The sequence below is a fragment of the Caballeronia humi genome (genome assembly GCF_001544475.1).
In the GTDB taxonomy this organism is placed as follows: Bacteria; Pseudomonadota; Gammaproteobacteria; order Burkholderiales; family Burkholderiaceae; genus Caballeronia; species Caballeronia humi.
This window is the reverse complement of the sequence record NZ_FCNW02000037.1, coordinates 17,936-39,714: the sequence shown is the minus strand read 5'-3', so window position 1 is coordinate 39,714 and position 21,779 is coordinate 17,936. Positions and strand designations below refer to the sequence as shown.

General features: G+C 60.0%; 19 protein-coding genes and 2 pseudogenes. 14 read left to right on the top strand and 7 right to left on the bottom strand.

Translation table 11 applies throughout. The features are described 5' to 3' along the window. Positions 1-15: 15 nt before the first annotated feature. From AWB65_RS25335 to AWB65_RS25300, 9 genes and pseudogenes are all read left to right on the top strand, one after another. Complete coding sequence (locus AWB65_RS25335) at positions 16-675, top strand: nitroreductase family protein (protein WP_087669769.1); 660 nt, start codon at positions 16-18, stop codon at positions 673-675. Next, positions 672-1,040, top strand: a complete 369-nt coding sequence (locus tag AWB65_RS25330; protein WP_235007759.1) for a c-type cytochrome — start codon at positions 672-674, stop codon at positions 1,038-1,040. Before AWB65_RS25335 ends, AWB65_RS25330 begins: the two co-directional genes overlap by 4 nt. Before the next feature lie 2 nt (positions 1,041-1,042). Beyond that, positions 1,043-1,180 carry a DUF3564 family protein gene (locus tag AWB65_RS35830; protein ID WP_327358947.1) on the top strand — a complete coding sequence of 46 codons (138 nt, stop codon included), beginning with the start codon at positions 1,043-1,045 and terminating at the stop codon, positions 1,178-1,180. Between the two features lie 148 nt (positions 1,181-1,328). After that, positions 1,329-1,478: pseudogene (locus AWB65_RS35825) on the top strand (ISL3 family transposase); the annotation flags it as partial. Positions 1,479-1,971: 493 nt separating this feature from the next. Then, positions 1,972-3,441 carry a PQQ-binding-like beta-propeller repeat protein gene (locus AWB65_RS25320; protein WP_087669767.1) on the top strand — a complete coding sequence of 490 codons (1,470 nt, stop codon included), beginning with the start codon at positions 1,972-1,974 and terminating at the stop codon, positions 3,439-3,441. A 156-nt stretch (positions 3,442-3,597) separates the two neighbouring features. Continuing rightward, positions 3,598-4,412, top strand: a pseudogene (locus tag AWB65_RS37070) (helix-hairpin-helix domain-containing protein); the annotation flags it as partial. 93 nt (positions 4,413-4,505) lie between these two features. Continuing rightward, on the top strand, positions 4,506-5,969 hold the full coding sequence (locus AWB65_RS25310) for a mechanosensitive ion channel domain-containing protein (protein WP_087669793.1): 1,464 nt from the start codon (positions 4,506-4,508) through the stop codon (positions 5,967-5,969). Positions 5,970-6,399: 430 nt separating this feature from the next. Then, a complete protein-coding gene (locus AWB65_RS25305; protein WP_087669766.1) occupies positions 6,400-7,440 on the top strand; it encodes a rod shape-determining protein in 1,041 nt (346 codons plus the stop codon). A gap of 129 nt (positions 7,441-7,569) precedes the next feature. After that, positions 7,570-8,940, top strand: a complete 1,371-nt coding sequence (locus tag AWB65_RS25300; protein WP_087669765.1) for a hypothetical protein — start codon at positions 7,570-7,572, stop codon at positions 8,938-8,940. A 336-nt stretch (positions 8,941-9,276) separates the two neighbouring features. Here AWB65_RS25300 and AWB65_RS25295 read toward each other — a convergent pair whose 3' ends face one another. Further along, entirely contained in the window at positions 9,277-10,419 is a 1,143-nt protein-coding gene (locus tag AWB65_RS25295) for a branched-chain amino acid ABC transporter substrate-binding protein (protein ID WP_087669764.1), read from the bottom strand. Between the two features lie 229 nt (positions 10,420-10,648). Here AWB65_RS25295 and AWB65_RS25290 point away from each other — a divergent pair, with 229 nt between their 5' ends. Beyond that, positions 10,649-11,572, top strand: coding sequence for a LysR family transcriptional regulator (locus AWB65_RS25290; RefSeq protein WP_087669763.1), 924 nt, complete (start codon positions 10,649-10,651; stop codon positions 11,570-11,572). A 63-nt stretch (positions 11,573-11,635) separates the two neighbouring features. Here the strand turns inward: AWB65_RS25290 and speB are convergent, their stop codons facing one another. The 5 genes from speB to AWB65_RS25265 form a co-directional block, all read right to left on the bottom strand. Beyond that, the gene (gene speB / locus AWB65_RS25285; RefSeq protein ID WP_087669762.1) at positions 11,636-12,613 is read right to left on the bottom strand and encodes an agmatinase; all 978 of its coding nucleotides are present in this window, start codon (positions 12,611-12,613) and stop codon (positions 11,636-11,638) included. 183 nt (positions 12,614-12,796) lie between these two features. Beyond that, positions 12,797-13,120 (bottom strand): dihydrodipicolinate synthase family protein, encoded by a 324-nt coding sequence (locus tag AWB65_RS35815; protein WP_268808262.1) that lies wholly within the window; start codon positions 13,118-13,120, stop codon positions 12,797-12,799. 71 nt (positions 13,121-13,191) lie between these two features. Further along, on the bottom strand, positions 13,192-13,485 hold the full coding sequence (locus tag AWB65_RS25275; RefSeq protein WP_087669760.1) for a DUF1330 domain-containing protein: 294 nt from the start codon (positions 13,483-13,485) through the stop codon (positions 13,192-13,194). A 59-nt stretch (positions 13,486-13,544) separates the two neighbouring features. After that, the gene (locus tag AWB65_RS25270; RefSeq protein WP_087669759.1) at positions 13,545-14,681 is read right to left on the bottom strand and encodes an FAD-binding oxidoreductase; all 1,137 of its coding nucleotides are present in this window, start codon (positions 14,679-14,681) and stop codon (positions 13,545-13,547) included. Between the two features lie 7 nt (positions 14,682-14,688). Beyond that, positions 14,689-15,951, bottom strand: a complete 1,263-nt coding sequence (locus AWB65_RS25265) for an aromatic ring-hydroxylating oxygenase subunit alpha (protein ID WP_087669758.1) — start codon at positions 15,949-15,951, stop codon at positions 14,689-14,691. Positions 15,952-16,187: 236 nt separating this feature from the next. Here AWB65_RS25265 and AWB65_RS25260 point away from each other — a divergent pair, with 236 nt between their 5' ends. Both AWB65_RS25260 and AWB65_RS25255 read left to right on the top strand, forming a co-directional pair. Next, entirely contained in the window at positions 16,188-17,120 is a 933-nt protein-coding gene (locus tag AWB65_RS25260) for a LysR substrate-binding domain-containing protein (protein ID WP_087669757.1), read from the top strand. 142 nt (positions 17,121-17,262) lie between these two features. Then, positions 17,263-18,495: a M24 family metallopeptidase gene (locus AWB65_RS25255; RefSeq protein WP_087669756.1), complete on the top strand. Its 1,233-nt coding sequence runs from the start codon at positions 17,263-17,265 to the stop codon at positions 18,493-18,495. Positions 18,496-18,641: 146 nt separating this feature from the next. On the opposite strand, the gene AWB65_RS37885 is transcribed toward AWB65_RS25255, so the two are convergent. Next, complete coding sequence (locus tag AWB65_RS37885) at positions 18,642-18,827, bottom strand: hypothetical protein (RefSeq protein ID WP_159907768.1); 186 nt, start codon at positions 18,825-18,827, stop codon at positions 18,642-18,644. Positions 18,828-19,043: 216 nt separating this feature from the next. On the opposite strand from AWB65_RS37885, the gene AWB65_RS25250 reads away from it, so the two are divergent. Together AWB65_RS25250 and AWB65_RS25245 are read left to right on the top strand one after the other, a co-directional pair. Beyond that, entirely contained in the window at positions 19,044-20,336 is a 1,293-nt protein-coding gene (locus tag AWB65_RS25250; RefSeq protein WP_087669755.1) for a D-amino acid dehydrogenase, read from the top strand. Between the two features lie 408 nt (positions 20,337-20,744). Then, the gene (locus tag AWB65_RS25245; protein WP_087669754.1) at positions 20,745-21,653 is read left to right on the top strand and encodes a sterol desaturase family protein; all 909 of its coding nucleotides are present in this window, start codon (positions 20,745-20,747) and stop codon (positions 21,651-21,653) included. Positions 21,654-21,779: the final 126 nt, after the last annotated feature.

Here is a 21,779-nt window from a genome sequence, read left to right as displayed (position 1 = left end):
CGAACGCGAGACATCATGAAATCTCTCTTTCCTCTCGGCGCTGCGCTTTTCGATAGCCCGCAGCCGCGGCCATCGTCCGGCGACGCGTGCGCATTCATCGAGCTTCCCGAACCGGGGCGATACGGCGGCCGGCCGCTAATGGAAGCGCTGTCGCTGCGGCGGACCACGCGCGAGTTCGCACCGGACGAATTAAGCGCGGTTCTGCTCGGCGATCTTCTGTGGGCCGCCAATGGCGTGAATCGTGAAGCCGGAGACGGGCGGACTGCACCCTCGGCGCTTGGAGTGCACGAAATCGACGTGTATGCGGCACTCGCCCGCGGACTGTATCGCTATGTTCCGCAGACACACCGTCTGGCGCTCGCGGTCGCTCAGGACCTGCGCGGGCTCACGGGCTATCAGGATTTCGTCGGCGAAGCGCCGCTCGATCTGGTGTACGTCGCGAACCACGCGCGCATGGGCGACATCCCGGCGTCGCACCGAGAATCATTTGCCGCGGCGAGCGCGGGGGCGATCGCCCAGAACGTCTATCTGTTCTGCGCGTCCGCAGGGCTCGCTGTTGGAGCGCGCGGCTGGCTGAACCGCAGCGCGCTCGCCAAGCACATGAGGCTCGGGCGCGACTGCGTGCCTGTCCTTGCTCAGACCGTCGGGCATTTTTGCACGGGGATATCGCAATGATCCCGGACAGCGTCAAGCTGTGCCATCGGAAAGCACGCTGCCGACAAAGCACGCTGGCCCTGGTGGCGGCGTTCCTGTCCAGTTCGACGATCGTCCACGCACAGCCCGAGCCGACCAGCCTTGTTGATCAACAACACTGCATGTTCTGCCATACCGACAATGCGGCATTTCTGGCGCCGTCGTTTCAGCAGATCGCAGAACGCTATCGCGATATGCCCAATGCGGCTTCGATGCTGGAACACAAACTGCGCATGGGTGGCCGCGCGCACTGGGGTGATACACCGATGCCTCTGGCAGCCGAGAGGGGCGGCCCGCTCTCGGCCGAAGATGCCCACACGCTCGTGCAGTGGGTATTGAGCCATTGATTATGAACTGGAGAAATTTGATAAGAGTGACTGTGAAGCTGGTTACGTTTGATCGCGCGGGCCCGAACGCCTTTGCCGTGCTATGGCTTGATCGCGAAACGCAACGCTGGTCGCGCGAAGGTCACGAATCACTTGATTAGCCGGCCTGGGGGGCGTGGTGCGCGAGGTGCCGCAAGGACTTGCCATCTGCGATACAACTGGAAGCAGAATCATCAAGATGCTGGGAGCGCTTGGATTCGAAGTATGTGCACCCGCCGACGTCAGCGAAATGCAAGGACCGGCCGGCTAATGGAAGTGCGGGTGCCGCGAGTGCGCTTGCCGGACGGCTCGGTACGGATCGCGCAGCCGGATTGGGTCGGCCAGCTCGACGGCTTCACGTTGCTGTTCGGAGCCCTGGTACTGATGCTGGCCCAGCAAATGTCGTTTGCCGCTGTGGCGCATCGTCAATCTGTCGTGGCATCGAGTGTATGCCATCACGTAGAGCACGTCGAAACGTTTGCTGCAATGCCTTCCCCAAGGACCTGCCGCACGCCGTTGGCAAAACCGATGCTGCTGGCAGCATGCGATGCCAACGCCAGTGAGCGCCCGTAACAAAGCCAACAGCATGAGCTGATGTGTTGGATCGATACCACCATCCCATTCCCTGTCGATTGATACCATGTCAACTCCAAACGATGCCCTGAAATGCGGAAACAGCGAAGAATCAGACAGTTAGCCTCTCCTCCGCTAGGGCGATGCTCGACTGGCGCGGTCTGTGCATTCGTCCGGTCACGGAGAGTCAATCGCCGACTGCGCTCAACAACAATAGAAAGGACGCACGGATTCACGCCATTCGAGTCGAAGGACGTTGTTGCAGACTCGAAGGTTGGCGCCATCTGCAAAGCGCGCCACCGCTCTCCTCCGAGACAAATGGATATCCGAGGGGATCGCGATGAACGCCAAACTTATGCTATGTACCGCCGCTCTCGCCGCGGTTGCCGACCTTGGCCACGCAGAGTGGAGTTATCCGCACGCTGACACGCAGAACACGGGTTTCGCCAAGGTCGTCACGGCTCCCGCAACGAAGACACTGCGCGCAGTGACGGTGGGCCCCCTTGCCTCAGGTGCCGCGCCAGTCGTGGGGCCCGACGGAACGGTCTATATCGGCAACCTCAACGGCCAGGTGCTGGCGTTTCATCCCGATGGCACGCCGGCCTGGACCCGTCAGTTGCCCGCGGGACAATGGGTGACCTCCTCGCCTGTGGTTGGCACGGACGGAGCGGTGTACGTGGTCGCCGAGACACGGTTTCTCGTCGATGGAGCCTCGAGCCTCTATCGCTACGAATCCACGCTCCACAAGTTTTCTTCAAGCGGAGGATGGCTCTACCAAGCGCCCTTTCCACAGCGCTGGGGCAATACCAAGTACAGCAGCCGGGGCGATGCCAACGCACCGCCGAATATCTGGAGAAGCAACGGCGTCGAGGCCATCATCGTGCCGGCGGTCTATGGCATACCGACGTACACCTCGCTGCGACTGATCGCATTCGCCACCAGCGGCGCCGTACTGGGCGACAGCCTGGTGTCGGAACCGACGCCCGGCACGGTGTCGGGCGAGGCGACCTGGCAGGATCTGCTTGATCTGCTACCTCCATGGGGCTTTGACGCTCCCTCTCAGCCTTTGTCATGCACGGATTTCTCCGTTTGCCTGCCCGACGACACGACCTGGCCGCTCTCCAACGTCGCAATCTGGCAGAGCAACAAAGGAGAGGCGCCGACCGTCGTGGTCTCCGACGCGAGGCAGGATGTCGTCGGTTACACGTTCGAACCAATACAAGGTTTCACCGAGCGGTTCCGCGTACATGACTCGAATCGCGTTGCGTCCTCCGGTCCCCTCATCCTGCCCGACGGCCATACGGTCGTGGCGGCGAGCGGTGAAAAGTCGAACAGGCTTGCGTTCGCCGGGCCGAACTTTACACCTGTGGCTGACTCCACCGGCAGTCTCGGCGTCGTTGCGGCCGTTCCAACACGTCTGCCGGACGGCCGGCTTGTCGCCGTCGAGCATAAAGGAGGATTGGCTGCATTTTCCGGCGGAAACGTGCTGAGCAACCATGTCGACCTTGTTGGTGAGTCTATCGCTGCCGCGGCCTCCTCATGCAACTTGGTGTATGTCGCCACCGCAGGCGCTTTAACCACGTTAAACATCGAGACGTTACAGCCGGTGGCGACACTGAAGTGGCATGGCGGTGGACGATCGTCGCCGGTGATCAGTTCGACGGGGTACGTATATGCGGCGGCGGCTACCGGCAACGACGCGACGAACTTCATGTTCGTGTTTCCGCCGCTAAGCCCCCCGGCGACCAGTTTTCACGGCACCGCATGCGAGGCAACGACAACGACGCTTGGCGGCTCAGCAAGGAGATAAGTTTCCTACCGCCTCAGTTCGTCTGATTCGCCTCGGCTGCGTGTAAGCCGTCGTCGAGCGGCCGAACCCACACTCCTCTTCGTTGCGGTAGACCCAGCCAGTCCGTTGGTGATTCGCGGACATTTCCGGGCCACTTACTACTCGCGAATATGGTGTTCGATGCTCAATTCTAAGCCTATGGGTTCTTGTTCCGCGTCGCAACTCGTGCAAGACGCGCGGCGTCACGGGGATAAAGTCGTAGCGATCGATGTTGCTGTGAGCGGATAGGATTCCGTGCTGGAGAGGCGAACAAGTTGCTCGAAGCCCGTCGTCCGGCTCGGGCCTTCACTTCTGGAAGGGATGCGCGACGGAGCTGCAGAGCGCATTTGAACTGCCCGCGCCGTGAAACCATTCACCGGAGCGAGTGACCTAGCGCCGCCGCGCAACTCGACCGACATGATCTTCCGGTGTGGGCTGCCGCCAATGCGCTGCAATCCCCGAAAAGTCGCCGCGAGGCACTATGACAATCGGTCGTCGCTGTTCCCGACAGTGACATCCTCGCTGATACCAGCGTCAACGACGAGACGCCCGCCCTTGAGGCGCCGTCAAAAGCTGGGGAAATCGTCAGCGATTACAACTGGTCAGGCCTGACGCTCGGGCGACATCCGCTTTCGCTGCTGCGTCCCACACTTCTCGAGCAGCGGCTCGTGCCCGCATCGACGCTGCGCACTTACCGCAACGGCCGTCTGGCGCGCCGTTGCGGCCTCGCCACCGTAAGGCAGCGACCGGGCACTGCCAAGGGCGTCATGGTCGCGACGCTCCAGGACGAGACTGGTAACGTCAACAGGATTATATGGCCGTCGTTGCTCGAAAAGCAGCGACGCGAGGCATTGGGCCCAGCGTTGCTCGCGGTGTAGGGTATTTGGCAATGTGAGGGAGAAGTCCGACATCTTGTCGCCCAGCGCCCCGTCGACATGTCGCACCTGCTGGGCGGGCCGACGGCGGTAAGCCAAAGAGGGCTGCGATTCACCCCCTGCACGTCCAGCCTATGTATCCTCTCGAAGTTGCCTCATGGGAGAGCGCCTATGAAATACCCGCTGATTTTGGGATTCTGCATCGTCGCTCTGGATGTATTCGTCTGGCGCTTGCGAATGCCGCCGAATGAGTTCGTACGGCTCTTCGTTCGGCTAGCGCTCTTTGCGGCACTGAGCGCGGTGCTCTTTTCCGCCGGCCTGAGTCCTGTCACGCAAGCGCCGGCCGCGGACGCAGCCGGGCCGCACTGGCTGGGACAGGTGCTCGAAATAATCTGGTGGCTGATGGGCGCACGGCTACTTACTCTCTCGCTCGATTCACTGCTGCTGCCGCGCGCCTGGAGAAGGCAACGACTATTCTCGGACGTATTCGGCGCCGTGATATTTCTGGCCGCGGTCGTGGCCGCCCTCGGTTTCGTGCTCGAACTGCCAGTGCGTGGCCTCGTCGCCACATCGGGCGCGCTCGCCATCGTGCTTGGTCTCGCTATTCAAAGCACGCTCAGCGACGTGTTCGCAGGCATCGTGTTGAATACCACAGAGCCCTATTCTGTCGGTGACTGGGTAGTCATCGATGACGTCGAAGGCAAGGTCGTCGAAATGAACTGGCGCGCAACGCACTTGCTGACCGGTCAGGGCAATACCGTCATCGTGCCGAACGCGGTGGCATCGAAGACAAAAATCTTCAATAACAGCAGGCCCGCAAATGTTCACGGAATTTCGCTCCTCCTCGAGATTGACCCGGAGGCGCGTCCTAGGACGGTGCTCGATGCCTTAGGCCGTGCCCTGACCGGCTGCAACGCCATACTTGATTCGCCGGCTCCTAATGTCCGCATGAAGCGCACCACACTGAACTCGGTGCAATATGAGGTGGTCGCCTTCGTCGACGACATGAGCAAGAAGCAAGCTGTGTCTAACGAGTTGTTTGACCTTTGCTACCGACACCTTGCCGCCGCCGACGTGAGTCTTCGTGCACTTGGCGTCCCTCCATCAGCAGTTACCGCGCGTGATGCAAAAGAAGGACTGTTGAAGCGAGTGAGCCTGTTTGAGAGCCTGGCTGAAGACGAAGTGGCGCAGCTTGCCAAACGCCTGTCCCGACACGAATATCAGGCGAACCAGCAGATTCTTGCGCCTGAGACAGTGCCTGACAGTCTTTCCATCGTGCACTCCGGGGTACTTTCGGTCACATTTAACGAGCCGTCGGGCGAACGGGAGATTGCCCGAATTGGCCCCGGTGAAGCATTTGGGGAGGCCGGCCTGCTCGCAGGACTCGCGATGCACGTGTCTATCTCTACAGTCACACCGTGCGTGCTTTATCAACTGAGCAAAGATGACATGACGCCGTTCCTGAAGCAACACGTCGAGGTTGCTAAGCAGATGTGTCAGTTGTTGGCCTACCGGCAGAACAAGCTCGGGGAACTGACGTCGCCCATTCCCACCGAACCTGAGAAAGGACATTCGGTGTTTCAATGGCTGTTCGATAAGGTTCGGCATCTTCATTCGCTGCACAACGATTCCTGAACGAGCGATGGCAGTTGTCACCTGCGCCCCGCACGAAGCCTTAAGACGACTGTTATGCGTATGACTGGTGACGTGCGACGTAGACGAACTTGCCGCAAGCGATGTGTCGTAAGCGAGCGAAGCGCCAGGCCGAGCGCAACACCCTCGTTATCAAGCAGCTAAGGGCTCCCCTCACGAATCTTTTTGATTCGTTGAACAACCGGGGCCAGCGAAGGCGGCGTGTTTCCCGGTAGCGGGGGTTTTTTTCACGCCGAGGGCCGCCACGCTATCCAATCCGCTCAGCACGTTGACGCAGAAACCGCCACCTTGTCCTCATTGTAAATTTTGAACCAGGGCAGTCCATCCGAAGCTGCTATTCTTGCGTCTCCCGGCCGTCGTATGGTCGAACCGGGTGCATCGCGCACCGGGAACAAGCGAGACAGGATTTCGAATGGCCGGTTTTATGCGCTACTTTTCCCACGATCTGGCGATCGACCTTGGCACCTCGAACACACTGGTCTATCTTCGGGGCAAAGGCATCGTCCTCGACGAGCCCTCTGTCGTGGCGATTCGTCAAGAAGGCGGTCCGAATGGGAAGAAAACCATTTTGGCAGTGGGCAAGGAAGCAAAGCAGATGCTCGGCAAAGTGCCGGGCAACATCGAAGCCATCCGGCCGATGAAGGACGGCGTGATCGCCGACTTCGACATCACGCAGCAGATGATCAAGCAGTTTATCCGGATGGTGCATAAGCCGCGGCTCTTTGCGGCGTCGCCGCGCATTGTCATCTGCGTACCGTGCGGCTCGACCCAGGTTGAACGACGTGCAATCAAGGAGGCCGCGCACAGTGCCGGCGGCTCGCAGGTCTACCTGATCGAAGAGCCGATGGCCGCCGCAACCGGAGCCGGCCTGCCGGTGTCGGAAGCAACCGGCTCGATGATCGTCGATATCGGCGGAGGTACCACCGAAGTCGGCGTGATCTCACTCGGCGGCATCGTGTATAAGGGCTCCGTGCGGGTCGGCGGCGACAAGTTCGACGAAGCGATCGTCAACTATATCCGTCGCAACTACGGCATGCTCATCGGCGAACAGACCGCCGAAGTCATCAAGAAAGAGATCGGCTCCGCGTTCCCCGGCTCGGAAGTGAAGGAGATAGAAGTGAGGGGGCGCAACATGTCGGAAGGCATTCCGCGCAGCTTCACGGTTTCCAGCAATGAAATCCTCGAAGCCCTCACCGATCCGCTTAACCAGATCGTATCGGCGGTCAGGATCGCGCTCGAACAGACGCCGCCCGAACTCGGCGCCGATATCGCCGAGCGCGGCATCATGCTCGCGGGTGGCGGTGCGCTATTGCGTGACCTCGATCGCCTGCTCGCCGAAGAGACCGGACTGCCGGTGCTCGTGGCCGAAACCCCGCTGACCTGCGTCGTGCGCGGATCGGGAATGGCACTCGAACGCCTGGACAAATTCGGCAGCGTTTTTGCTTACGAGTGAACGCGGCGGCAAAGGCATCACGCATGGTCTCCTGCCTTGCCTGGAGCGCCTTTGCCCGGGCAAACCTCGAATATCGCGTCGTCTATAATCGACGCCTACAGTCTCAACAATGGCGGGGAGCCGTAATTTATGAGTCAAGCGCGCGGGCGATACTCGGGAACTCGTGACAGTGGCCAGCGGCCATCGCGCCACGTCAAAAAATCGCTTTCCAATCGGCAGAGCCAGCCCTACGTAAAGGGACATTCTGCGCTAGACCAAGGTCAGACGGCTTCCATTTTCAAGACGCGATCGTTTCAGTTGTTGGTCGAGGCGGTGGGCGCCGAAAATATCGCGTTAGGACTTGAGTCCAACTTGACGCGAGTAGCGGAACTGATGAAGGGCGAAAAATTCACGCCCGAAACGGCCTTTCACATGGAGACCACGCTTGGGCTGCCACATGGTTTCTTCGACCAGCCCAATCCTGTGTTAACGCCGGAGATAGTCGCTCGATTGAAATCGCCGCTGGACTTTGTTCAAGCGGAAGCCGAATCAGAAGAAGTGTTTGAATTGCCTTCCGAACCGGCTTCCGCTCAAGTGGTCAGCCAGCAGTCATCCATTAAAGAACATTTGCCCGAGGAATCGGAAATGCCGAAGAAAGCAGCGGGCGCATCGCCAAGGGCCGTGCAGAATAATAAGAACACAACAGTCGTGCAACCTGTGCCCAGCAAATCGCCAAGAAACGGGCGCATAAAATCCGGGACGTCGCCAAAAGGCGGCCACCAGCAATCGCTCGCGTTAAATGACAGCGCGGCGGTGCAAAACATCCGACGTGCCAATCTTCACGTTCTTACAACCCGCAATGGATCTAAAGTAAGGCTCGCTGCGGTCATGGCGATTACTGGTTCAAACATGGCCCATCGGCTACACGGCAAGAGACGCATGGACGATGCCGAAGCGAATCGTTTCACCGAACGCTTGGGTTTGCCGACCGGCTGGTTGGACACTCCGCGATCGGAAATGGAAATTCCAGATTCAGTGTCGCAGTTGCTTCTTCCTACATCCCGCGGTAAGGCATCTCAAACGCAACGACCACTCGTTACTGCAATAGAAGAAAGTGCGGAAGCCGACGTCGATATCGAGAATGTGCGCCCCTCGCCCGCTCCGGCGAGCACGTCAGTCGAACACAGCCCTCATATTTCAGCAGGTGGCGGAGTTGACAAGGCCGTGATCGTGGGCGAGCAAGCGCGTACCAGCGAATCCCCCGCTGGGCTTGACGCTCCCGCAATCGCAGAGAAAAGCGCCGCACCGCCAGCAACACCCGAGCAACTTGCTGCCGCTTCTGACGCGCATCGTCATTCGCTGTCGCATCGCCCCGCCGCCTCCTTGACCAGTCTGGCAAATCTCGACGGAATCGAACCGATCGCGGAGGCGCTGATCAAGACCTTGGCGGGCAAAGCGCGCGCAGGTAAATTGGACGAGTTCAAAGCGCTGGAGCTTTTGCAGCAAGCGGTCTTGCTGTGAGCAGACGGCTTGGTGGAACATGCAGTGGTCCGCCACGAACCGTGAAGTAAATCGCACTTCCGAAAATCATGCTCACGCTCGCGCGACGTAGTAATTTCACGGGCAACATGGAAACCGCGCGAACCCGATCCGACGCTCGCTCGGCGAGCATGACGGTCGGCGCGCTCAGGTTTCCATTGCTCTGCGCGCGTCGAAAGTAGGGCAGGCAATCGCGATAGTCCCAGCCGCGCGTTCTCAGTTCCTTCCCCTCGCACGCCCCACTCTGGTCGCATGACACCGCTTAGCCGCATCAGTGTGATGCGTTACTATCCCCTGCCTCGGTTGAAAGACGTCGCTCTAGGGTTTGGAGGATGCCAGCGGAGTCGGCTCACCATTTCGATAGTTATAGATCGTGATTGGTGAGTCCGTCAGGTCGCGGTTCTTGTCAAATCGATAGTGTCCTGAAACGCCGCGAGCGTCGATAGCCGCCAGTGCAACGCGATACTGTGCCGGTTCGATCGAGTTGGCCTTCTGCATGGCGCGCGCGACGATATTCACACCATCGTACAAGGCCGCGCTGTAGGTCAACGGTTCCGCGTTGAAGCGCTGCTTGTAATCCGCCTTGAATTGACGGCCCTCCTGCGTCTGATCAAGAACGGGACCGCCTTGCGGACAATACACTCGCGTATCGACGGCTTCGCCGCCGAGTTTTGCCAGTTCCGCATTGCACATGGCGTCGCCACCGAGCAGGTAGCCATTCATGGCAAGGCGCTTCATCTGCCTGCGCAACGCGCCAGCCTGAGCGTAATAGCCTCCGTAGAAGACGGCTTGCACGTTCGCGCCCTTGACGCGGGTGAGAATGGCGACGAAGTCGGTGGCCTTGTCGGTTGTATATTCGCGATCCACGATCTCAATGCCGTTGGCCTTGGCCGCGTTGATGAACTCATCTGCGACACCTTGACCATACGCAGTGCGGTCGTCGATCACGGCGACACGCTTGACCTTGAGCTCATTTGCCGCGAACTCCCCCATGCGGCTACCAAGCTGCGTATCGCTGGCGGAGATGCGAAACACGAACGGATAGCCGTGCTGCGTGATCGACGGGTTCGACGCGACCGTCGCCATCACGATGCCCGATACGTTCACCAGGTTTGATATCGGGATCGCAACGCCCGAATTAAAGGGTCCAAAGATCGCCTTCACGTCGGCGTCGACCAGGCTTTGCGCAACCGTCATACCGGTCCGCGGATCGGCGGCATCGTCCTGCGAAACCAGTTCGAACCGCGTCTTCTGACCGCCGATCACAAGCCCCTCGGCATTCAGACGTTCGATAGCCATTCGGACGCCGTTTTCGTCGTCCTTGCCGATGGCGGCCTGCGGGCCGGTCAAGGGTCCGGTCAAACCGATCCTGACCACCTGTTCACCCGCCGCCGCGCCCGTGGACATCATGCTCAAAGCGGCTGCCGTCAACCAGCTCGCACCTGCGTACGGCTTTCTCATCGCGCTCTCTCCTCACATCGTTACGCGCCAAACCGCCCGTCACCAAAGGTGACGCAACCACCGCGCTTCGGCACAGAAAAACATCGCCTTGGGCCCCCGCTGTCCGGATGCCTTCGGGGGCATCGGGCGGCCGGGTTGACAGCAATTTTGTGTAGCCAAATTCACCAATAAAATGCACCATTGTTGAAACACATTTCGGCGATTCCCGAAGTAATCGAGAGGCGGCACGATGCAAGTCCAGGACACGGATCTCAAGCTGTTGCGGATTTTCGATACCATCGTGCGATGCGGCGGCTTCGCCGCGGCGCAGCCGGTCCTCAACGTCGGTGCGTCGAGCATCAGCGAATACATGTCGCAACTGGAAACCCGTCTCGGACTGAGATTGTGTGAACGCGGACGCGCCGGTTTCCGCCTCACCGAAGAAGGCGCGGAGCTGCACGCCGCCGCGCAGCGTCTGCTCGGCGCGGTCGATTCGTTTCATCTGGAGGCCGGCGCATTGCGCAATCAGCTTTCTGGCGTGCTGCGTTTCGGCATGATCGAGGCGACGTTGACCGACCAGCACTCGCCTCTGCCGGTGGCGATCCGCGAGTTCGGCCAGATGGCGCCCGAAGTTCGCCTGCATGTACAGATCGAAACGCCGGGCAGCATGGAGCAGCACGTACTGGACGGCCGTCTGCATCTGGCAGTAGGGCCGTTTCCCGCGCAGATTCCCGGCCTCGACTATTTGCCGCTCTATCGCGAGGAACAAGGCCTCTATTGCGCGTCGACCCACCCGCTATTCGAGCGGGCGGGCACTCATGTGCCCGTATCGGCGCTCAGCAATCAGCGGCTCGCCGCCCGCGCCTATCTCGGCAGCCAGGAGGTCAAGCTCCTGCGCATGACGCAGGCTGCGGCTTCGGTCGATAACGTCGAAGGCCGCGCGATGCTGATCCTGTCGGGCAACTACATCGGCTTCCTGCCGCCTCATTACGCGCGGCCTTGGGTCGAGGGCGGCCTGTTGCACCGCATCGATCCCGAGCACTACGTGACCCATCTGGAATTTCAGATCATCACGCGCAAAGGAGGCGAGCCGACGCGTGTCGTGCAGGCCTTTTGCAAGCAACTGCGGGCTGCTGCCATCGACGCGAACCGCGCCAGGCGAGGCGGCGAATAGCGGGTGCCTGTGCCTCGCCCCGCCGAACGCGGTGTACGTCAGGTCGGCACAACCGCCTCCCGTTCAGCGGAAAAGATTTCGTTTGACCTTGCGTTGATGCATCACGCGGCCAATCGTGTTCAACAGCAATTGCGCCGCCAGGATCGAAGTCGAACCCGAGTGGTCGTAGTCAGGCGCCACTTCGACAAGGTCGATGCCGATCACATCACCCTGTTCCGCCAGGCCCGCGAACAGTTCAAGTCCTTCGTAATAGAGCAGGCCGCCGTGGCTCGGCGTGCCCGTGCCGGGCGCAATCGACGGATCGAAGCCATCTATATCGATGGTCAGGTAATAGCGCACGCCCTTCGGGATTCGATCCAGGACGCCCTGAATGCCGAGGCGCCGCAGGTCGCGCACCGAGATGATGTCAGAACCCATCTCGCGCGCCTGCGCATAGCCTTCGCGCGCCGTCGAGGACACGTTGCGGATGCCGACCTGCGTCATGCCGGATACAACGCTCTTTTCCGCTGCACGCCGCAGCGGATTGCCATGGCCGTGACGCACACCATGACGCTCGTCGACGAAATCGAGATGAGCGTCGATATGGACGATATGGAACGGCTCCTGGCCTTCGAACGCGTTGATGCACGGAATGTTGATCGAGTGATCGCCACCCATCACTACCGGCAAAGCCCCCGCCGCCAGGATCTTGCGCACGCCGTATTCAATGTTCGCGTGGCTCTTTTCCGTGTTGGTGTGAACCATGTCTGCGTCGCCGATATCGACGATGCGAACTTCGTCGCTGGGCAGATAGACGACGTCGTCCTCGAAATCGTATGCGCCCCCGTGTCCGAATGAGAAAAGCGTCGATGCATCGCGAATCGATCGCGGACCGAACCTTGCGCCGGCGCGCCATTGCGTACCGCAGTCGAAGGGCGCGCCCATCACCGCGACGTCCGCGTCGATTTTGTCCCAGTCGAGGCACAATGGGGACTTCGCGAACGTGCAGATTCCAACAAACGGCAAATTGAGCCGACCGGTTTCGTAGCTGTTCTCAGACATGATGGTCCCGTCACGTTAATGGTTCAGATAGGTTCGGCGCACAGGACGTAGCCTTCCACGCCGCTGCAGCGCCGCCCGTCGTGGCGGGCCTGCGATGCATCTGAAACGGAGTCTAAGCAAGGAAATCCAACGAAAAAATGCCTGAAATAAGAAATAGACTTCGGGAATGAACGAAGCAAAGCTCTACGCGCTTTGGCCTCCCAAGTCGTGGACGGGAGATTGCGTCGTTACTATCGTCGACGCAGCGCAATCGCTTTCCCAACTGCCGATAAGCTTCCGGCGACTCGGCTGCTGTTTGAATGCGAACACGCCGTCGTCATCTGCCGGGCCTTCGAAAAAAGGCGGCAGCACCATCACAGCGTCGGCGCCGCAATCAACTGCATGGCGCGTGCGCTCGACCAATTCGTCAACGAACAGCGCATATGCCTGAGCAATGATCCGCGCGCGTCCGTCGACCACTTTAGCGCCGAACGCGACGATCGCCTCCGATTCGTCGGTTAATGCCAGGAAACTGGCATGAATTCACGTTGACGTATTCGATTTAAACCATTCTTAGGCCAATCCAGTTGCGCGCAATATCACGCAAGATCGCCCTCAATGATCAGCAATTCGCGATACGAAGCCTTAAGCGCGAACGGCATGGCTTCCTGATAGGCAGGATCTTCATAGCACGCGCGGGCGAGCTCGATTGACGGAAACTCGACTGCCAGAACGCGCTTTGTCGAGCGCGCCTCCTGGAGCACGGCAGTAACATCAAGCATGCGAACAGAAGCCTGATAACGCGCTGCGATGGGCTCCCACAGCGCCGCGTAACGTTCCTGAGCGGCATGATCTTCGACATTCGAACCTAGAATGAGCCAATAGCCTTTCATCAAATCTCCTCACGACAAAGCGCTGTTTAGCTTGCGCACTGTTCGGCCAGGTTTCGGCGTTACATATCCAGTACCAGATCTGAGGTGGGCCTGCTGCAACACATCAGCCGGAGACCTTTATCGATCTCACGTGGACGGATGCCGCCGTTGTGCTTCATCTCGACCGTGCCTTCAAGCACCGTGGTCTTGCATGTGCCGCAAATGCCCTGGCTGCACGACGAAGGTAACGGCACGCCGGCCTTGCGTGCGGCGGCGAGAACTGTCTGCGACGATTCGATTGTAAAGGTCTTTCCTGAGCGGGCGAGACGCACGGAAAAGCAGGTTTGCGCACTCGCCTCTTCCGGCGCTGCTTCGACGACTTCGATCGTCTCCGCAAAGTCGAAGCTTTCCTGGTGATATCGCGCGGGATCGTGGTTTCCATCGAGGAGCAGTTGCCGAACTGCATCCATGTATCCCTCGGGACCGCAGGTGAAGACCTCACGTTCCTGATAGTCCGGCACGCGCGCTCTCAACAGATCGAGACTCAAGCGTCCCATCGGACCCTGCCAGCCGCCCTGCTCTCCCTGCGCTTCGCAAACGTGAATCACGCGAAACGCGCTGGACATTTGCGAAAGCGCGTCGAGTTCCTTTGCAAAGATGATGTCGTCAGGCGTTCGCGCGCTATGGACGAACACCACATCGCGATCCTGTCCGAGGTCGAAGGCCGCCCGCGTCATCGCCATCAAGGGCGTAACGCCCGAGCCCGCTGAAAGATAGAGCGCCTTTCGCGCCGGCCCGGCCGACGGTGTGAACACACCCGCAGGTCCGAATGCAGACAACGTCCTTCCCAAGGTCATGTTGGTGTGCAGCCAGTTCGACATCACACCGCCCGGCGTGCGCTTGACTGTGATCGACAACGTGTAGGGGCGCGTCGGCGGCGACGAAATCGTGTAGCAACGGCTTACCGTCTGACCATCGATTTCGGCGCTCACCGTGATGAACTGACCTGGCTCGAAGGAAAGAGGTTGCCCTTCTTCACTTGAGAACACGAACGTGCGGACGTCATGCGTCTCATCGAGCACGCGGCAACACACCAACGTTCTTTGCTCGTGACTGGGCCATTGCGCATCCGCGCGTTCCCATGTCGAGGCGAGACCGAAACGATCGACCGTTTCGGGTCGTTTCTGAAGAATGCGGGGTTCGACAACGCTATTCATATGGCCCTCACACACCGTGTTCTTTGAGGCGCGCGTCATACCAGCGCGAGAATTCGTCCAGCGGGGCTTCAGTGAACTGCGAGAACGGTCCTGGGCGATAGGCCGGATCCTGCGTGCCCTTGTGCGTATTGGCGACCAACTCCGCGTCCTGATTGGTCGTCGCCACCCAGACTTCGGTCAGCTTCTTCAGGTCGTAATCGATGCCCTCAACCGCGTCTTCGTGCACGAGCCAAACGGTGCGTACGAGCGTCTTGTCGGGCGCGAGCGGCAGGATGTACGCAATCACCGCGTGGTCGCTCATCACGTGCGTCCACGAATGGTGGCCCCACATGTGCACGTCGCCCAGATCACGACGCTGAAGGTTACCAAAGAGCTTCGTGCTTGCCACCTTCGTGTCGATCGTCTGGGACTCGTTGGCCCCGGCGATCACCAGACGCTGCGTGCGGAAGTTCGTCTGCACGCCTTCATCCACCGACTCGAACCGTTCGCTGATCCAGCCGTCTTTCTCCCACGCCGCCTGCGTCGCCGCGTTGCGCTCCACGTAGTCTTCGTAGGCTTTCAACGCGTCCTCGCTTTGTCCGTCGGGACAGAAACCGAAGTCTTCCGCCAAAAACGAATTCACAAGCTCCGGATGCGTAGCCGAGCAGTGATAACACTCGCGATTGTTTTCCATCACGAGCTTCCAGTTTCCGTTCTCGATGATTTCCATCTCGTACGCTACCTTCGTGCGCGTCAGGTCATAGGGCACGAAGCGCGGTGCCATCACTGTTTCGAGCTTTGCGAAATCCGTCGGCGGTTCGTCGGCGAGGCACACGAAGATATGCGCACCGACCGTCTTAACATGAACCGGAATCAGGCTATGACAACCGGGATCGAAGTCCTTGCCCATGTGCTGTGTGTGGCGCAGGCTGCCGTCGAGATCGTACGTCCATTGGTGATACGGACAGACGAGCATGCCGACGGTCGCCTTGCCCGGCTGCTTCATGATGCGCGAGCCGCGATGGCGGCACACGTTGCGGTATGCGCGAATGTTTTCGTCGTCGTCGCGCAGGATGATGACCGAAGCTTTGCCGATATCGACCGTATGGACGTCGCCCGGCTCAGGCACATCGGCCGTCACGCCGACCAGAATCCAGAGCTTGTGAAAGAACAGCTCGACATCGGTTTCGAACACGTCCTGGCGGCCAAATAATTCGCCCGGCATGCCATGACCGGCCTCGCGGCTCTCGAGCAATTCGCGATGAGTTCTGATGGGGATGATGGTCGACATGGGGGCCTCTTGATGGGTGCGCGCCGCAGCGCTGTCTTGAGCATGGGACCGAGTATTGATTTGCCAATATGCACCGTCAATGCGCTTTATTTACCGTTTGCCATTCCTTTAAGTCATGCGAAAATCGCGTCCTGAAAACGGATAGGCTGATGTCGGAAACGCACTGCAACATGCGAGCCCATCCCTGTTCTCCCGCGTGCGCGGCTGCGGCGACGACATCAAGATCAGAGACAACGATGAAGACTTTCCGAGCAACGAAGGGCTACCGCAGAATCGTCCCGTCGCTTACCGCCTTGGTCGAATTCGAGGCGGTAGCTCGCCTCAGTAGTTTTACCTTTGCCGCGACCGAACTGGGCGTGACACAGTCGGCTGTCAGCCGTCAGATCCGGTTCCTGGAAGAAACCCTCGCTGTCCGGCTCTTTCGCCGCGGGCATCGTTCCATCGAGTTGACCACCGAAGGCGAGGCGCTGTACCTCGTCGTGGCCGAATCGATGCAGAAGATCGCAGGCGTGTTCGACCGTCTGGCGACGACCGGGGTCGAACAGCGCGAACTGGTGCTCGCCTCCACCGCCGCGTTCTCGCAGTTCCGCCTGCTCCCTCGCCTCGCCAACCTGAAGAAGCTCGATCCGCCGCTGCAGCTACGCTTGACCACGCAGATGTTTACGGCCGACCTGCGCCACGTCGAAGTCGATGTGGCGGTGCGATACGGCGACGGTCAGTGGACGGATGGCACGTCAACGCTGTTGTTCGATGTGGAGATCTTCCCGGTCTGTTCGCCACAGTTCCTGAAGGAAAACGACGTGCCGGTATCGCTCGAACAGCTTGCTGGCATGGCGCTCGTCGAATCCGATTCGACGAGCGAGGGCTGGATGGACTGGACCGAATGGTTTCATGCGGTGGGCTTCCGTCCGACGCGCCTGAACAAGGTGCTGCGTTGCAGCCTGTACACCGATGCGGTACAGGCCGCGCGGTACGGGCAAGGCATTGTGCTCGGCTGGAGCCGCCTCGTCGATCACTTACTCATGACAGGAGAACTCGTGCGTCTGGGTGTTGCCACCTTGACGCCCGCCGAGTCGTTCTTCGTCGTGGTGCCGCACGGGCGCACGATCTCGCCGGTAATCACGCAACTGATCGAGTGGCTGCGGGGCGATCCGGCCACCCGCGACTAATGCGCGATCGAGGGAGGCCTCGCAGCGCACGTACGATGCGCTATCGAATGATTTGAAGTCATGCGAGCAGGAAAATAAAGGCCGTTGACCCGCTTTTTCATCATCCTGATACTGCCTGAACATCAAGTCAGGAGACAGTTTCATGTCGGGGATTTCCGCGCTTCACGCGGCCATGCCGGAGACGGCAGACGGCGTCATCTGCTTGCCGCCGGGTCTGCTTGATCGCGTGCGTCACTACCGGCTGGAGAGGGTACGTCGCGAGCTTCGCAAGCGCCGCGTGCCGGCGATCGTCCTGTACGACCCCGTCAACATCCGCTATGCGACCGACACCTCGAACATGCAGATATGGTCCGGACGAAATCCGACCCGCTACGTGGTGGTCGTAGCCGATGGACCGGTAGTCGGCTTCGAGTTCCACAATTGCGAGCACGTCTGGAGTGACGTGCCCCTCGAAGCGGAAATCCGCAGTGCGGTGTGCTGGAACTACTTCAATGCCGGACCGGAAGCGGCGGTGAAGGCGAGGCAATGGGCACGCGAGATCGCGGACCTGCTCGGTCAGCACGCACCGTCCGAACGGCAGATCGCGGTCGACCGTCTCGATCCCGAAGGTTTGCATGCGCTGAGCGAAGCAGGCATTCGCGTGGTCGATGGACAGGCGATCATGGAAGTCGCCCGCACCATCAAGTCGGACGACGAAATCGTTGTGATGCAGGCCGCGATTGACGTGTGCGAACGCGGCATTGAGCGCATGTATGACGTGTTGCAGCCAGGCATGACGGAACAGGAGCTGTGGGCACACCTGCACTTCGAGAACATCAGGCTCGGCGGCGAATGGATCGAAACACGGCTGCTGGCCTCGGGAAACCGCACGAATCCGTGGATGCAGGAATGCAGCCCGAAGGTGATGCGCAAGGGCGAGCTGATCGCGTTCGATACAGACCTCGTCGGTCCTTTTGGTTACTGCGCCGATATCTCGCGCACTTGGACAGTCGGTCACGTGCGTCCGACCGATGACCAGCGACGCCTCTACGCGGCCGCGTACGAGCAACTGGACACGAACATGGCGCTCATCGAGCCCGGTATGACGTTCAACGAGTTCGCCGAACGAAGCTGGACGATGCCCGATCACTTTTTCAAGAACCGCTATAGCTGCCTGGCGCACGGCATCGGCATGGTCGACGAATATCCGTCTATCTCGTACGTCCAGGACCGTGGGTATGACGGCGTTTTCGAAGTCGGCATGACGCTGTGCATCGAGAGCTATATCGGCGATGAAGGCGGCAAGGAAGGCGTGAAGCTCGAACAGCAAGTGCGTCTGACAGAGAACGGCTGCACGCCGCTTTCCACGTTCCGCTTCGCAATGGACTGGCTTTGAACGGGATCGAGGGCATGCGCGGGTTCGCCAGGAGCCGCGCATGAAGTTCTTCGCGTCATCGAAACGCGAGGCAAACTCGAACAAGATAAGCCCGCACGCGATCCATCACGTCTGCCGGAACGTCCACATCATGCACCTTGATGTGACTACCTGGAATGCGCACGCCAGCCTGCGCAGTCGCGTCCCGCAGACTCCGCACGGAAGGGCGATAGCCACCAGCCAGCGTGCGGCACCAGCATCAGGAGATGCTCATGCTGTGCGCCCAGGCGGCGGATCTCGTCGGTCACGGCTCGATGAAATGGCCGCCACAATTGTTGGACGCGATCGTCCACGTCGGCAACGGTCAGCGGATCATCCGCTTCCTATAGTGACTCGCCGCGCGACGTGTGCGTGCGGCACAGCCCCGACGAAGCACGGCTCCCCCGTCGGCGCCGCTCATGCGCTCAAATGGTTGTTTCAACTGCCAGATTGCGGATAGCATTCGCTTATATCTGCATGCACCGATGTGTGCATTGTTAGAAATTTGTTCGAGACCGGGAGCGGCTGCCATGCGTATCGTCGTATTGGGAAGCGGTGTCGTTGGTGTGACGAGCGCGTTTTATCTCGCGCGTGCAGGCCACGAAGTTACCGTCATCGACCGGGAGCAGGGGCCGGCCCTTGAAACGAGCTTTGCGAATGCAGGACAGATTTCGCCTGGCTATGCGGCACCCTGGGCGGCTCCCGGCGTGCCGCTCAAAGCTGTGAAATGGATGTTCCAGAAGCATTCGCCCCTTGCGATCAGGCCGGACGACGAAGACAAGCAGTTCCAGTTGCAATGGATGTGGCAGATGCTTCAGAACTGCACGTCCGAGCGCTATGCCATCAATAAGAACCGCATGGTCCGGCTTGCGGAATATAGTCGCGATTGCCTGAAGGCGTTGCGCGCTGAAACAGGCATTCAGTACGAGGGGCGCACCGGAGGCACGCTGCAGGTCTTTCGCTCGCAGCAGCAGTTCGAAGGCGCGGCGAAGGATATTGCCGTGCTCAAGGAGGCCAACGTGCCATATGAATTGCTGACGAGAGCCGAACTCGCTCGGGTTGAACCCGCTCTTGCGGCCACGTCGCATAAGTTGACCGGTGGACTGCGGTTGCCGGGCGATGAAACCGGCGACTGCCAGTTGTTCACAACCCGCCTCGCTGCCTTGGCGGAACAATCGGGCGTTACGTTCAGGTACAACACCCAGGTCGACGGTCTCGTTGTCGAAGGCGGCAAAGTCGTCGGTCTGCGCCACGGCACCAAGCTGATTCATGCAGACGCGTATGTCGTGGCATTCGGCTCATATTCGACGAACTTCCTCGCCGGCATCGTCAAGATTCCGGTCTATCCGCTGAAAGGCTATTCCATCACGGCGCCCATCGTCGACGAATCCTGCGCGCCGGTCTCGACTGTCCTCGACGAAACATACAAGATCGCCATCACACGTTTCGACAAGCGCATACGCGTTGGCGGCATGGCTGAAATTGTGGGCTTCGACAAGCGTCTTCGCGAAGCCCGGCGCGAAACGCTAGAGATGTGCGTCAACGATCTCTTTCCCGGTGGTGGCGACACGTCAAAGGCCACGTTCTGGACTGGACTGCGTCCGATGACGCCAGACGGCACGCCGATCGTCGGCCATACCGCGGTGCGCAACCTCTATCTGAATACGGGACACGGCACGCTAGGATGGACCATGTCTTGCGGCTCGGCGCAGCTTCTCGCGGATCTGATATCAGGCCGGCGGCCGGCTATTCAGCATGACGACCTGAACGTTTTCCGCTATGCCAAGGAGTTGCCCGCTCCGGCCGATTTCGCACTCAACTAGCGTTGACGCCGGGAGAGAACTCACCTTGGCGATCGTGTTGGCCTTGATTGCCGTCTGTCACCTATACAGCAAGGCGCGAATGCTCTCCCCGCTCGACAAGCGTAAGCCCACCGAGTCGCTTCCGTGATAACACCGCTCACCGAAAGTCGGCGGTAAAGACATGACGAAATGATGGGCGGAGACGGGTCCAGAGCACGCAATCGGAAACTGTTGAAGCCGATTTCCGCGGCCATTGATCTGCGAACAGCAGGAGGCGATCAGTCGCCGCCGGACGCGACGCTGTGACATTCGGCGACATAGCTTTTGCATAGCCTGTAACCGGCGAGCCCACTACATTAGCTTCACCCGACGCGATAGCGGCTTTTTCCCGCAGACGACGCGTCAATCCCAACCCGTCAATCGCCCATCATGTTCACCACTGGAAAAATCGCGCTCTATGTCACGTTGTTCGTCGTTGGCGTCTCGCTGATCGAGGCGTGCATGCTCACCCGCAGACAGCGCGACAGCGCCACGCCCTTCGACTGGTATGAAGTGTGGATTTCGCTCACTGACCTGGCTGGCCGCAAGCTGCTTGCCTTTTTGCCGCTTTCGCTGGCGGCGCCCGTTTTCGCGCTTGCGTGGGATCACCGGATCTTCACCGTCACGTTCAACAGCGCGCTGATGGTATTCCTGCTTTTTATCGGGCAGGAGTTCTGCTACTACTGGTACCACCGCGCGTCGCACCGCATCCGCTTCTTTTGGGCGACGCATGCGGTTCATCACTCGCCGAACCAGTTGACGCTGTCGTCGGCTTACCGGCTCGGGCTGACCGGGAAACTGACCGGCTCGGCGATTTTCTTTACGCCGCTGGTATGGCTCGGCGTGCGTCCGGACATCGTGCTCGCGACCCTCAGCTTCAATTTGCTGTATCAGTTCTGGCTGCACAACACGTGGACCCCGAAACTCGGCTGGCTCGAATACGTGTTCAATACGCCTTCCGCGCATCGCGTGCACCACGCATCGAACGTCGATTATCTCGATGCGAACTTTGGCGGCGTACTGGTCGTCTTCGACCGCCTGTTCGGCACGTATGTCGAAGAACGCGCCGATGAGCCGTGTCGCTACGGCTTGACGACTCCGACGCGCTCCCGCAATCCGCTCGTCGTCGAATTCGAGCACTGGGTGAGCCTCGCGCGCGATGTCGCGTCGGCTGGCAGCGTGTGGACCGCCGTCCGCTACGTGATCCTGCCGCCGGGTTGGCGCGCGGACGGTCTTTGCGAAACAACCGAATCGCTGCGTCAAAAGAATTCGGCGGTTCCAGCAAGCCCGGGCCGGTGAAAGGATTTCGCGCCGATCGAGTGTAGTTCGCGTGACTAGCCTTGTTATACGGCGCCGCGGTCCAGTTCCCGCTCAGGGCATTGCGAAAGCACACAACTCGGAAAGCGTACTGCTACTTTCCTACAA